Source organism: Candidatus Binatia bacterium (assembly GCA_035631035.1).
GTDB lineage: Bacteria > Eisenbacteria > RBG-16-71-46 > SZUA-252 > SZUA-252 > DASQJL01.
Genome location: DASQJL010000013.1, coordinates 1 through 13,492, shown reverse-complemented (window position 1 = coordinate 13,492; position 13,492 = coordinate 1). Strand labels below are relative to the sequence as shown.

9 protein-coding genes are annotated in these 13,492 nt (G+C 67.9%); 2 read left to right on the top strand and 7 right to left on the bottom strand.

All coding sequences use genetic code 11. The features are described 5' to 3' along the window. On the bottom strand, positions 1-407 hold a 407-nt coding region (locus tag VE326_01405), incomplete at its 3' end, for a hypothetical protein (GenBank protein ID HYJ31853.1). Between the two features lie 112 nt (positions 408-519). On the opposite strand from VE326_01405, the gene VE326_01400 reads away from it, so the two are divergent. Next, complete coding sequence (locus VE326_01400) at positions 520-858, top strand: PadR family transcriptional regulator (GenBank protein HYJ31852.1); 339 nt, start codon at positions 520-522, stop codon at positions 856-858. Next, on the top strand, positions 851-1,474 hold the full coding sequence (locus tag VE326_01395) for a permease prefix domain 1-containing protein (protein ID HYJ31851.1): 624 nt from the start codon (positions 851-853) through the stop codon (positions 1,472-1,474). Before VE326_01400 ends, VE326_01395 begins: the two co-directional genes overlap by 8 nt. 6 nt (positions 1,475-1,480) lie before the next feature. Here the strand turns inward: VE326_01395 and VE326_01390 are convergent, their stop codons facing one another. The 6 genes from VE326_01390 to VE326_01365 form a co-directional block, all read right to left on the bottom strand. Further along, a complete protein-coding gene (locus VE326_01390) occupies positions 1,481-2,200 on the bottom strand; it encodes a hypothetical protein (protein ID HYJ31850.1) in 720 nt (239 codons plus the stop codon). A gap of 73 nt (positions 2,201-2,273) precedes the next feature. Then, positions 2,274-4,700, bottom strand: coding sequence for a protein kinase (locus VE326_01385; protein HYJ31849.1), 2,427 nt, complete (start codon positions 4,698-4,700; stop codon positions 2,274-2,276). Continuing rightward, positions 4,690-5,319, bottom strand: coding sequence for an RNA polymerase sigma factor (locus VE326_01380; GenBank protein HYJ31848.1), 630 nt, complete (start codon positions 5,317-5,319; stop codon positions 4,690-4,692). The genes VE326_01385 and VE326_01380 overlap by 11 nt, the downstream gene beginning before the upstream one ends. Before the next feature lie 92 nt (positions 5,320-5,411). Beyond that, positions 5,412-9,095, bottom strand: a complete 3,684-nt coding sequence (locus VE326_01375) for a FlgD immunoglobulin-like domain containing protein (protein ID HYJ31847.1) — start codon at positions 9,093-9,095, stop codon at positions 5,412-5,414. Between the two features lie 170 nt (positions 9,096-9,265). Continuing rightward, a complete protein-coding gene (locus tag VE326_01370; GenBank protein ID HYJ31846.1) occupies positions 9,266-10,330 on the bottom strand; it encodes a hypothetical protein in 1,065 nt (354 codons plus the stop codon). Positions 10,331-10,444: 114 nt separating this feature from the next. Then, entirely contained in the window at positions 10,445-13,198 is a 2,754-nt protein-coding gene (locus VE326_01365; protein ID HYJ31845.1) for an insulinase family protein, read from the bottom strand. Between the last annotated feature and the right edge of the window lie 294 nt (positions 13,199-13,492).

Sequence of the window (13,492 nt, the reverse complement as noted above, 5' to 3'; positions counted from 1 at the left end):
TCCTCCTTGGAGGCGCGCCCGGCCGGGCGGTCGTCCAGCATGAGCGTGTCGGTCTCCTCCGCGCTGCTCGCCGGCAGGCGGATCTGGGCATGCCAGAGGCCGAGGCTCCCGACACCTGGGTGCAAGCTCCAGAGCGAGCCGAGGTCGAGCGCGACGGTGAGCGAGTCGGCTTGGAAGAGCGAGTCGGCGCCGCCGCCTGCGTTGGGGCGCGCTGCGACGACCCGGCTGACCATCACCCGTCCCAGCCCGGACACCGCGAGCTTTCGCCACGAGACCGTAAGGCCGCGGGCGGCGGCGGCCGCCCGGATGCGACCGGCCGCGAGATGGGCCGCGATCGGCCCGAACGAGAGTCCGGCGACCACGGCCAGGGCCAGGACGACGAGTGCAACGCGAACGCGCGTGGTCACGTTCGAAAAGTACGGCATTTCTTGACCCCGCCGGAAGGAATGTTCGGCCAGACAAGCCCCGCTTGCAACCGGCCCTTGACACCTAGTCCCGCTATGCCTAGAATAGCTAGGTATGAAGCGCGAACCGATGCTCGCCGGCCAGATCGATCTCATGGTGCTCGCGGTGGTCGCCCGCAAGCCTTCGCACGGCTACGACATCATCAAGGCGCTTCGGGTGGCGAGCGGCGGCCACGTCGATCTCGCCGAGGGCACGCTCTACCCCTCGCTCTATCGACTCGAGCAGGCGGGCTATCTCGCGAGCGCCGCCGAAACCGTCTCGGGCCGCAGCCGCCGGACCTACCGGCTGACGCCGGCGGGGCGGGCGGCGCTGCGCGACCGCCGCCGCGCGTGGGGCGATCTGGTCGCGAGCGTGAACGCGGTCATCCGGGGCGCCGCTCCCGACCATGGATAGCCCGATCGCGAACTACCTGGCCGAGCTGCGGCAGGCGCTGCGACACGACCCGCTGCTCGCACGACGCGTTGTCGAAGAGGCCGCCGATCACCTGCAGGAGATCGTGGCCGAGGAACGGAGGAATGGCATGTCACAGCATGAAGCCGAGGAAGCCGCCGTGCGCCGGTTCGGGCCGGCGGGACCGCTCGCCGCCCAGTTCGGCGGCTTCTCGCTCCCGCTCAAGATCATGGTGGGCTTGAGCTCGGTGATGACCATCGCCGTCGCTCTGTGGCTCTTCAGCGTGATCGCGCTCGTCCTGCCATCACGCGATCCGTCGCGAATCCCGTTCTGGAGCGGAATCGCGATCGGCTTCCTGGTGTACAGCGGGCTCTGCCTCACCTACCTGATCGTCGGTCCGCGGCAGGCGGCGCTGCGCCTGGTGGTCCTCGCGCTCTCGGTCGCGGCGATCCTGTTCGGAGCGTACTGCGTGCTGCAGATGGTCTCCGCGGCCTCCTCCGGCCGCCACTTCGAGGGCTATCTCCTGCTCCTGGGCCTCATCATCGCCGCGCACGGAATCATCGCACTCGTCTACGCGGCGGTGTCGGTCGCGATCGCGCGGCAGATCGCCGCGCGCTGATCATCGTCATCGGGCCATGCCCTCGGGAAGCGGCTGGAGCAGGTGGCGCTCCTTCGCGTCGTCGAAGATCTGGCGCATTTCCCGACGGCCGCCGCGTACCGCCTGCTGAAGCCGCCTCGAGAGCGCCTTGCTTCTGAGGTCCAGCTCGTGCGTCTCGCCAGAGACCTCCCCACGTCGGGAGGAGGCCTCCAGGACTTCCATTTCGTGGATCAGCGCCTCGAACTCGCGTTGGAGCCGATCATCCGAGTCTCCCCGTGATCCGCCGGGCGCCGGGCGTTCCGCAAGCGCGGAGGCCTTACGCGCTCGTTTCGCGGATCCAAGCGCGCCCCGAGCCTGGAACGTGGCCAGCATGGCCGTCTCCTTGCCGTAGACCTTGATCGCGTAGACGGCGCGCTCAGCGCGATCGATCAGCCCCCGATCCCGCACCACAAAGCGGGCGTTCCCCTGATGGAGAACCAGGAAGGGACTGCCGAAGCGCACACGGAGCTCCTCGATCGATTCCTGGTCGGCCAGGTCGGACATGCTTGTGGCGCCGTCGGTAACGAGGATCCACCCCATTTCCCCCGATTCATCCAGGTCACGCTGGGACGCGGGCGAGTATTCGCGAGGGGCCGCCAGGGAGAAAGTGGTCGCGATGGAAAGGAGGGTAATGGCGAGAATCCAGATCGATCGGCTCATGGGAGACTCCCAGTCAAGGGCCAGGCGACAGCCGACGTTCGGCCTCACGATCTTGGATCGGCGAAAGTGAAGGGAGGTTGAAACGGGATTCTCGCTGCGCGTGCAGACTGCCGGGGGGTGGTCACTCCCTCAATCCGACCTTCTCCAGGAACTCCGGCCAACGTGGATCTCCGTGCAGCGAGCGAAGGCGCGGATTGGATTTCATCTCGGCGAGTCCCGTGTCCCGAAGCCGGTACGCGCGCTCGAACCACTCGAATGCCGAATCCGGTTCATGGCGGACGGCATACACGGACGCGATTTGGTATGCGGCCGTATCCGCCATGGTTTCGATCAGCTCGCGAAGCGCGGTGTCCGCCTCTTTCTGACGCCCCGCGACGTGATGAATCACCGCCAGCGCCTCCAGGCGAAAACACCCCTCGGGCTCCTCCAGTGCTACCGCGAGCGCCTCGTCGGCACGCCGTTGTGCGAGCAGCACGAACGCGAGATAGGCGCGTATGTTGGCCCTCTGTGGTGAAAGCTCGATACCCACCCGAAACGCCTTCTCCGCATCCGCAAAGCTGCCGGCACGATAGAGCATGAGGCCGAGGGTGATATAGGACAGGGAGCTGAGCGGGTCCTGATCCACCCCACGATGGGCAATCTCGATCGCCTCCTCGAGGCGGCCCCGATTTGATGCCATCGCGCTGGCGTAAGAAAGCACGACCGTATTACCCGGCATCAGCTCTTGAGCCCGTCGAAACGACGCTTCCGCACCGCTCCAGTCCCAATCCATAACCATCCGAGTCCAGCCGAGGGACGCATGCCCCTCTGCCAGGTCCGGCTCCAAGGAAAGCGCGTGCTCCACGAGCTCCCTGCCGCGCTTGTGCCCCACCTCCGCCTCGACCCAGCCCATATCCGCTGCTCTCATGTGAGACCGACCCAGGCGCGCCCAGGCCAGCGCGTAGGCCGAGTCCAACTCCAGAGCCCGCTCGAGATAGCCCGACGCCTTCAGCATATCTTCGCGACTGCCGCGGGCCGCGAAATACTGCGCCTGCAGGCAGAGTCGATGCGCTTCGGGGTTCGTTCCTCGGCCCTTCGCGGCCCGCGCCACCTCCGCTCGGACTTCTCCACCCGCCTTCGAATCCACCTTTTCACCCAACAACTTCTCGCGCAGCTCCCGCACCACGGATTGAGCGATATCGTCCTGCACCGCGAAGATGTCGTCGAGTGTTCGGTCGTACGTCTCGGCCCAGAGGTGATACCCGTCGGACACCTTCAGCAAATGCACCGAGATCCGCACGTTGTTCCCGGACTTGCGCACGGTGCCTTCCAGGATCGCAGCGACGTTCAGCTTCTGGCCAATCGTGGCCAAGTCCTCCTTGCCCCCCTTGAACCGGAATGACGACGTTCGCGCCGCCACTCTCAGCCCGCGGATCTTGGCGAGCATGTTTCGGATCTCGTCGGCGAGACCGTCGGAGAAGTACTCGTCATCCTCGCTGCGGCTTCGATTCACGAAGGGGAGGACCGCGATCGAGGCCACGCCACGCGCGCCCCGGACGGCTAGCATCAACGACGCGAGTTTCGACGCGCTCAGGATGCGATCCTCCGCTCGTGGCGCCATGGCCGCCTCAATGGCCCGGACCAGACCTGGAGGCGCATCGGGTCTCTCCTCCGAGAGCGCCGCGGTGGGCCCGCGACCCGCCTCTGCCCTCAGCGACTCCCAGTCTTTTGCGTGAAACGGGGCCGTCCCGGTGAGCGCCCACCGGAGCGTGACGCCAAGCGCGTAGAGGTCCGAGCGGTGCGTTGGTATTTCACCGCTCATGATCTCCGGAGACATGAAGACGGGGGTGCCCCAGCCGCGTGGCGCCTGCTCGGTGGAACCGGCCCGGCGCCAACCGAGGCCGAAGTCGGTGAGCACCACGCGCCCGTCGGGTTCCAGGACGACGTTGGCCGGCTTCAGGTCGCGGTGAACGAGGCCGGCGAGGTCCACGGCCTCCAGCGCTGCACACAGGCCGATGCCGATACGGAGGACATCACTTACCGGAAGAGCGCCCCGCCGCTCGATCTCTTCGGCAAGCGTGGGACCACGCAGGAACTCCATCCACATTCCCGGGCGCCCATCGTGCTCTGAAATTCCATGCACCGTCACCACACCCCGGTGGCGAACGCGCGCGAGGGCTCGCGCCTCCTCCAGAAGCACCTCGCGTGCCGTGCCCGCGGCTTCGATGCGTCGGCTTTGAAGGAACTTGAGTGCGACCTCGCGTTGCAGTGTTGCGTCCCACGCTCGCCACACTTCCCCGTTCGAACCGGCACCGATGCGCTCGAGGAGTGTGAGATCGCCCCAGTGTTGAGGTCGTATTCCGGAAGAAACGGCGGGAGCATCGGGCGGCGCGCCATCATTCGCTCCGGAGCGCTGGAGCGTTCGACTGAATGCGGCGATCCGTTCCACGTCTCGGAGGCCCTGGATCTCGGCCTCATCTTCGGGGTCTGCCGCGACGCGATCCCAATCGATCTGAGTCCCGTCCGAGACAGAGCTGGCGAGGTCGTCCAGAGGGTCGTCAGCGTGCATCGCCCATCGCCTTCGCCAACTTCCGGATGGCGCGCTGCACCGCCATGCGCGCGGCGTCCTGGCTCCCGCGACCCATGGCGGCCGCGATCTCTTCGTAGGAGAAATCCAGCTCGATCCGGAAGTGGATGAGCTGGCGCTCCACATCACTCAGCTGCCCGAGGGCTCGTTCGTATCGCTCCACCATCTCGACTCCGATCGCGCGCTCCAAAGGCGACGGCGCCGCGTCTCTGAAATGTTCCAACGCCGTCGCGTCTGCGGGACGCCGATTCGCCCACCGAACCTGATCGCGAATGCGATTGAGCACGGCCTGGCGAACGTAGGCCTGAAACTGCCCCGGTGAGCTTTCCTCGATGCGGTCGAGCCCCTCAACGGCGCGGAGAAGGGTCTCCTGGACCAAGTCCGCCGTGTCGTGGAGGGAGCGAGCGTAGTGGGGGAGTCGGCCGGTGGCCCAACGTACGAGCCGCGGTCGGTACCGCGCCATCAACGCTTCGAGAGCTGAACGGTCCCCCGCCTTCGCCCTCTCGAGGAGTTGCCCCGTCACAAGGAGGTCCGGCGAGAGTGGCCCCGGCTTCGAATCGTTCGAGGCGGAGCCCTCGGGTGGGGGCCCGGGATCGGTCATCAGCCCTTCGAGAAGTGACATGCATCAGAGGCAAGGCAGGATTTCCTCGATAATTCTGGCCGAGAACGACGTTGTCCGCAAGGGGCCCAGCCCTACGGGAGCACCGCGACCTTGATCGAGCGCTCGTAGCCCAGATCACTCTTGGTGCGGAGGAAGTAAAGGCCGGCCGCGACCGGCCGGCCATCGCCATCCCGGCCATCCCACGTGACGGTCCGATACCCCGCCCCGTAGACTCCCGAATCCAGCCGTCGCACGAGCCGGCCCATCACGTCGAAGAGAAGAAGCTCCGTGCGGGCCGCGCCCGCTCCCAGGCCGCTCGTCGCGAAGGAGATGTTGAGCGTCCCGCTCCGATACGGAAGTGGCCACGCCGTGAGCGGCTTGAGCGGGCGAAGCGACGCCTCCCCCAGCAACAGCTCCTCTCCGAACCCGTTCACCGCGAAGAGCCGATAGCGTGTCCCGGGGCCGCCGGAACGATCCGTGTACTGGATATCGCGAGTCAGTGCCACGACCGTGCGCCAAGGGTTGGAATCGGATGTTGAGCCCTCAGCCTTCTCGAGCCTGTAGCCCGCGAGGTCTTCGGGACCCGGGTCGGTGGTCCAGGAGATCACGGCACCCTGCCCGCCTTCCGGGAGTGCGGCGGCCAGCATGGCGAGGAGCTGCACCGAGGTCTGGATCGTGAACAGCGAATCGCCCTGGTCGAAACCGCCGATGGCCGCGTTCGACGGTGTGACCTTGATTCGCGCGAACTTGGTCGGGGTATGAGGCACTCGGATGGGAATCGCGTTGGTCTCCGACCCTCCGACTCCGGACACGACGAGCTGATTCGTGTTCCCACCGTCCACGGAAAGCCAGACGTCCGCGGGCTCGGCGCCCACCCAGGAGATCGTCTTCGTGGCCCCGACATTCCACGACTCGCCTCCATTGGGGGCCGTCAGGAAATAGCGATTGCAGTCGTACAGGTACGCCCGGCCCGCGTCCAAGCCTCCAGCATCGTTTGCGTTTGCCCCTACGATCACGTCGGGGTAACCGTCCCCGTTCACGTCGCCCGCCGCCGACACCGAGGTGCCGGAGAGGTCGCCCGCAACCGCGCCGGTCAGGGTGAAGTCGGCCAGGACATCAGCGCCAGGTCCCCCGTAGTAGACATACGCCCGGCCCGCGTTCGGGCCCCCGGCGTCGTTCGCGGACGCCCCCACGATCACGTCGCCGTAGCCGTCCCCGTTCACGTCCCGCGCACCCGACACCGAGACGCCAAAGAGATCGCCCGACGCGGCTCCGGTCAGGGTCACGTCGGCTACGGCGTCGGCCACCGCACCTCCGTAGTACACATAGGCCCGTCCGGCGTCCGTGCCGCCGGCGTCGCTCATGGTCGCGCCCACGATGACGTCGGCGTTGCCGTCTCCGTTCACGTCCCCCGCACCGGACACCGACCAGCCGAAGAAGTCGTTCACCTCCGCTCCGGTCAGGGTCAGGTCGGTCGCGGCATTGGCCACCGGACCTCCGTAGTACACATACGCCCGGCCCGCGTTCGCTCCGCCAGCGTCATTCGCGTAGGCCCCGACGATGACGTCGGCGTAGCCGTCCCCGTTCACGTCTCCAGCCCCGGACACCGAGTAGCCGAAGAAGTCGTTCGCCGCCGCTCCGGTCAGGGTCAGGTCGGCCACCGCGTCGGCCCCAGGGCCCCCGTAGTAGACATACGCCCGGCCCGCGTCCGCGCCGCCGGCGTCGTTCGCGTAGGCCCCGACGATCACGTCGGCGTACCCGTCCCCGTTCAGGTCCCCGGCGCCGGACACCGAAACGCCGAAGGCGTCACCCGCCGCGGCTCCGGTCAGGGTGAGATCGGCCACCACATCCGCACCAGGCCCCCCAAAGTAGACATAGGCCCGGCCGGCGTCCGCTCCCCCGGCGTCGTTCTGGTACGCCCCGACGATCACGTCGCCGTAGCCGTCCCCATTCACGTCCCCCGCACCGGAGACCGAGTTGCCGAAGGCGTCGCCCCCCGCCGCTCCGGTCAGGGTCAAGTCGGGCGCCGCGTCCGCATCAGGCCCCCCGTAGTAGACATACGCCCGGCCCGCGTCCGCTCCCCCGGCGTCACTCTGGGCTGCCCCGACGATCACGTCGGCGTAGCCATCGCCGTTCACATCCCCCGCCCCGGACACCGACTGGCCGAAGGCATCGCCCACCGCCGCTCCCGTCGGTGTGATCTCGACACGGTGCGCCGCCGGCGGCGGATCGTGCTTGGCCACGATGCGGAACACGCCATCGCTCGCGTCGGAGTTGGAGTGCGTCACCGGCACCCCGGACGGGCTCACCCGCAGGACGGCCCCGCTCGTTGCCAAGGTCGGAGCGGTGAGCGCGAACTCGTTCTGATCGCGTCCTCCAACGCCTGAAGTGAGGATGGAGTAGCTGGCGCCGCCGTCGAAGGAAATCCAAAGATCGGCGAGGCCGGCCCCGAGCCAGCGCACACGCTGCTCCAGGCCGGCGATCCACTGCTCACCACCATTGGGAGAGAGCACCTCGTAGGGGCGGGGCGTGAAGACATAGGCACGACCTGCGGCATTGCCTCGGGCGTCGTTGCCCCACGCCCCCACGATCACGTCGGCGTGACCATCCCGGTTCACGTCCCCCCCGGACACCGACCAGCCAAAGTTGTCACCCGCCGCCGCTCCCGTCAGGGTCAGGTCGGGGACGGCGTCCACGCCAGGTCCCCCGTAGTAGACGTACGTCCGCCCCGCGTCCACGCCCCCCGCGTCGTTCTGGGGTGCCCCGACGACCAGGTCGGCATAGCCGTCTCCGTTCGCGTCCCCCGCCCCCGACACCGACTGGCCGAGGAGGTCGCCCGCTGCCGCTCCGGTCAGGGTCAGATCGGGCACTGCATCCGCCCCCGGCCCCCCGTAATACACATACGCCCGGCCCGCATCCACGCCCCCTTGGTCGTTCGTGCTGGCCCCGACGATCACGTCGGCGTAGCTGTCCCCGTTCACGTCCCCCGCCCCGGACACCGAGATGCCGAAGAAGTCGCTCGACGACACTCCGGTCAGAGTCAGGTCGGCCACGGCGTCAGGCCCCGGCCCACCGTAGTAGACGTACGCCCGGCCCGCGTTCGTGCCCGCGGCGTCGTTGTTGTTGGCTCCGACGATCACGTCGGCATAGCCGTCCCCGTTCACGTCTCCCGCCCCGGACACCGCGTTGCCAAACCGGTCGCCCGCCGCCGCGCCCGTCAGGGTCAGGTCGGCCACGGCGTCCGCACCGGGTCCGCCGTAGTACACGTACGCCCGGCCCGCGTCCACGCCCCCCTGGTCGTTAGCATTCGCGCCGACGATCACGTCGTCGAAGCCGTCCCGGTTCACGTCGCCTGCCCCGGATGCGGAGAGGCCGAAGAAGTCGCTCGCCGCCGCTCCCGTCAGGGTCAGGTCGGCCACGGCGTCGGCACTTGGACCCCCGTAGTACACATACGCCCGGCCCGCGTTCGCGCCGCCCGCGTCGTTGTTCGGAGCCCCGACGATCACGTCGGCATAGCCGTCCCCGTTCACGTCCCCCGCACCGGACACCGACTGGCCGAACTGGTCGCCCGCCGCCGCTGCCGTCAGGGTCAGGTCCGCCACGGCGTCCGCCCCCGGCCCGCCGTAGTAGACATACGCCCGGCCCGCGAACAGTCCCCCCGTGCCGTTGGAGTAGGCACCGACGATCACATCGTCGTAGCCGTCCCCGTTCACGTCCCCCGCACGAGACACCGAGTAACCGAAGAAGTCGCTCGCCGCCTCTCCGGTCGGAACCATCAAAGCAACCGCCGAGTACGCGGTCGAGTGGGTGAGTGCCGCCGCGATCGCGAAGGCTGCCACAACGCAGGAACGACACTGCCGATTCCGACGAATCATCTCTGCCTCCGGAGCACCACGACCGACGTGATGCGCTGTGATCGCCGCGACAGTTCCAGGTGGTACGTCCGCTACCGAAGAACCACCCAGGACGCCGCCGCGGTCTGCCGACCCGAAACTACGTACCGAACGAGATACCTTCCTGTCCCCAGTCCTTTCGGAGCCCAGGCCAAGCCATGCGCCCCCTCGTGCAACGATGCCCTCGCCCGAGAGGCCACGAGCCGCCCCTGAACGTCGTAAAGCTCGAGCCGCACTTCCGCGGGACGGTCCAGCCTGAATGGGAACGTCCCCGCGCCGCCCGGAGCGGGATTTGGATACGGAGCTCCGATCGCGAGCCTCGGCGGCGTGTCCTTGACCTGGACTCCCGTCGCCATGGGCTCGTCCGACCCCAGCGCCACGAGGTTCAGTTGATTGACAACCCCCAGCGGCGCCCACACCGTGCCGGTCGCCGATTGGTAGACCTCGCCCGTTCTGGCTCCGACCACGAGCGAGCCGCCGCTCACGACCATCGCGCTCAAGTTGCTCGCCGTGACCGCGCCCACGGGAACCCAGGACACCCCGCAATCGAGGCTCCGATACGCCTCGCCAGTCTCCGTCAGGACGAACAGCTCAGCCGCCTTGCGCTGGATCGCGACCGCGTTCGACACGGCCACCGAGCCAACCACGGTCCAGGACGCCCCGTTGGTGTCGCTCTGATACACCTCACCGGTTCGGGCGAGCGCATAGAGTCGCCCCAGAGGACCGCGAATCAGCGACACGCAGTTCGACGATGTGAGGGCGGCGAGACCAGTGAACGACGCGCCCCCATCCGCCGACTGGTAGAGCGTTCCGCTTGCCGTGAGCGCGAGGATCTTGGAGTCGGGAAGGATGGTGAAGGCCGCCACGTCCGAAGCCGTGATCGCGCCGACCCCCGACCACGAGAGGCCCCCGTCCTCCGACTGATAGACGGATCCGGAACGTGTCAGGATCGTGAGGTTGGACGCGCTGCTCGAAGCCGCGAGGCCCACGGCGTCGTGGACGGCGAGGGTCGCGCGGATCGCCCAGCTCGCACCGCCGTCGCTGGACTGGTACAGCTCCCCCGTGTCGACTATCCCGAAGAGGCCGGCGGCGAAAACGGAGGGCGCGAGCAGGACCAAGGTAAGGGCGGGAACCGCGAGGGACGAGGCCCTCCGCGCTGGACGTGAGGTAGGGGCAAACATGTTCCCCTGTACGTCCAAGCGGAGAAAACCGAACGCGATCGCGCCGGCTGGTTATGGGGCGATGCTTGGGAGGCCCACCTCGGGCAGAAGGCTGATCACAGTGCGGCGGTTGGCCGGGAAATACTTGCGGAAGGTGTCGCGGAGGTTCTCGATGGTCAAGAGTCCGATGCGCTCGCGTCGGTGGGCGATGCGGCGCGGGTCGATGCCGAGTTGGAGCGACGTGAGAATGGATCCCGTCCATACGCCGTTCTGCTGGAGCGCCACGTCCAGCTCGCGCCGCTCGATCTCCTGGTCCTTCTGGACATCGGCGGCGGATGGGCCCTCATCACGCAGCTTCTGGATCTCCGACAGCGTCGCCTGAACCAGGGTGTCGACCCGCGCCGGATCGCTGCCGAAGGAGACGGTCATCGTCGCATAGCCCGGCACGGGGCCAAGGTTCGAATAGGACGCCCCGGCCGAGTAGGTGCCCCCCATCAGCTCGCGCAGCGTCTGACGCAGATGGTCGGTGAGGATCGACGCGCAGGCGCGGGCGCGATGCATGTCCAGCTCCTCGATCGGGGCGCCCGTGGTGAAGTAGGTGATCCGCGTGCTGCTCTTGGGCTCGAGGCCCTTGTGCACCTGCACGGCGAGATTTCCCGTCGGATAGCGCGGGAACCTGGGAGCGAAGTGGGACGTCGGCCTGCCCCGCGACGGCAGCGCGCCCAGGTACCGCGCCAGCAGCGGCACGATCGCGTCCACCTTGAAATTCCCGGCGAACGCGAAGGTGAAGTCGGCCGCATTGCCGAAGCGCTGCTTGTGGAACGCGAGCACATGGTCCAGCTTCAGCGCTTCGACCTGAGCCACGGTCGGCACGCGATCCAGGTAGAGCCCTCCTTCGTTGACGGCCACGATCGTGTCCGAGAACGCCGCCTGCGGGTTGTTCGCGCGGTCCTTCAGGTACTCGATCGTGCGCTTCTGGAACGCCGCGAATCCGTCCGGATCGCGCGTGGGTTGCGTGAACGTGAGATAGGTGAGCTGGAGGGCCGTCTCCAAGTCCTGAAGCCGCGTGCTGCCCGAGATCCCCTGCGTGTAATCGCCATACGAGGCGCCTACGCGCGCGATGCGGCCGGCCAGCACCTTGTCGAGCTCGGTGCTCGTGAAGCCGCCGACGCCGGCGTCGCCGATCACCGCTCCCGCCAGCGCCGCGGCCGCGTAGTCGGCCGAATCCGCAAGCGACGCGCCGCCCAGCGACGTGGCCGAGAACACGATCTCGTCGGCCTTGAAGTCCGTCGGCTTGAGCCACACCTGGACGCCGTTCGAGAGCGTCACGACCGTGGCGCCGATCTCGGGGACGGTTCGGCGCGACTTCACCCGCCCCGGCGCCGGCCGCTTCGCCATGAGCTGCTTTCCGGCCGTCGAATCGACCCAGGCGACCGGGTTGGCCTTCGCCTCGCGGTCGATCACCGCGCGCAGCGCCGCCTCATCGGGCACCTGGCTCGTCGAGGGTGCCGTGACGAGCACGACCCGGTTGCCGGGCCGCATCAGCTGCGCGGGCACCGCATTGATCTCGGCGAGCGAGATGCCGTCCAGGACGCTCTTCACGATCGCGTATTCCGCCTCGATCCCCGGCGCCGGTTCGGCCACGAGGAAGTAGCTCACGTACTCGCGGGCGAAGTCCGCGCTCTCCGACTTGTCGCGTTCCGCATAGATGCGTTCCCAGTTGGCGCGCATGCGGTCCTTGGCGCGTTGGAGCTCCAAGGGCAAAAATCCGTGCGCGCGAACGCGCGCCGTCTCTTCGAGCAGTGCCGCGAGGCCGTTCTCGACGCCGCCGTCCTTCACCCGCGCATCCAGCTCCCACAGGTCGTCGGTCCGGCCCAGCATGCCGCCGCCCGCGCCCGCATTCAGGAACGGCGGGTCGGCGCGATGCGCGATCTCGTCGAATCGCTCGTTCAGCATCTCGAAATAGAGGTCCCGCACCAGATCGCGGCGATAGTCCCCCACGGTCGCGGTGACCTCGTGTGGGGACTTGAACCCGAGCGTCACGCTCGACGCCGTCGCCTCGGGATCGGTGGCGATCGCGACCAGGGTCGAATCATGGGGCGGAATGTCGAACACCGGCGCCGGCCGGGGCTGTGCGGGCCGCTTCAGATCTCCGAAGTGCTCGCGGATCAGCCTCTCCATCTTCGCCGGGTCGATGTCGCCCACGGCGATGACGGCCATGTGATCGGGCGTGTACCAGTCGTGGTAGAACGCGCGCAGGCGGTCGTGCGGGGCCTTCTCGATCACCTCGGGCAGGCCGATGGGCAGCCGGTCCGCGTAGCGCGAGCCGTGGAAGAGGACCGGGAACTGCTTCCGCCGGATGCGCTCGCCGGAGCCCAGGCCAAGCCGCCACTCCTCGAGCACGACGCCGCGCTCCTTGTCGATCTCCGGATCGGTGAGCGTGGCGCGGCCTGCGAAGTCGGACAGCGCCGTGACCCCCCGAACGAGCAGCGAGTCGCGGTCGGTGGGCACGTCGAGCGAGTAGACCGTCTGGTCGAACGAGGTATACGCGTTCGCGTCCGCGCCGAAACGCAGGCCGATCGACTGGAGGTAGGACACGAGCTCGTCCGGCTTGAAGTGCGCCGAGCCGTTGAAGTTCATGTGCTCGTTGAAGTGCGCCAGCCCGCGCTGGTCCTCGGCCTCGGCGGTCGAACCGATGTCGACGGCAAGGCGCAGCGAGACGCGGGCCTCGGGCTTGTGGTTTGCGCGGATGAAATAGTGCAGCCCGTTCGGCAGGACACCGGTGCGGACGCGGGCGTCGAGCCGCAGCGTGTCCCCCAAGGCCATGGTTTGCGCCGTGGGGGCCGCGGACGACGGCGCGCACCACGCTGTGCGACCGGCCGATGCCTGGAGCAGGATCGAAATCGCGATCGCGAGCCAGCGCGACGCGGTTCGGACCGAAGTCCTTGCGCTGATGAACGCCACGGTTATCGAAAGTCCTCCATCAGCTTCTCCAGCGCCGCGGAACCGGAGCAGAGAGACTCGAAAGGGACCTGGACCAGAGGCGTGTCGCTCGTGTGGTTCATCTCGTGCATGCCGGGGACCGAGGCGTTCAAGTACAGGAGCCCGGTCGGAATCACG

Coding starts and splice junctions, on each gene's coding strand:
- VE326_01400 (HYJ31852.1), top strand. CDS start 520: ATGAAGCGCGAACCGATGCTCGCCGGCCAGATCGATCTCATGGTGCTC.
- VE326_01395 (HYJ31851.1), top strand. CDS start 851: ATGGATAGCCCGATCGCGAACTACCTGGCCGAGCTGCGGCAGGCGCTG.
- VE326_01385 (HYJ31849.1), bottom strand. CDS start 4,700: ATGCACGCTGACGACCCTCTGGACGACCTCGCCAGCTCTGTCTCGGAC.
- VE326_01380 (HYJ31848.1), bottom strand. CDS start 5,319: ATGACCGATCCCGGGCCCCCACCCGAGGGCTCCGCCTCGAACGATTCG.
- VE326_01375 (HYJ31847.1), bottom strand. CDS start 9,095: ATGGTTCCGACCGGAGAGGCGGCGAGCGACTTCTTCGGTTACTCGGTG.
- VE326_01365 (HYJ31845.1), bottom strand. CDS start 13,198: ATGGCCTTGGGGGACACGCTGCGGCTCGACGCCCGCGTCCGCACCGGT.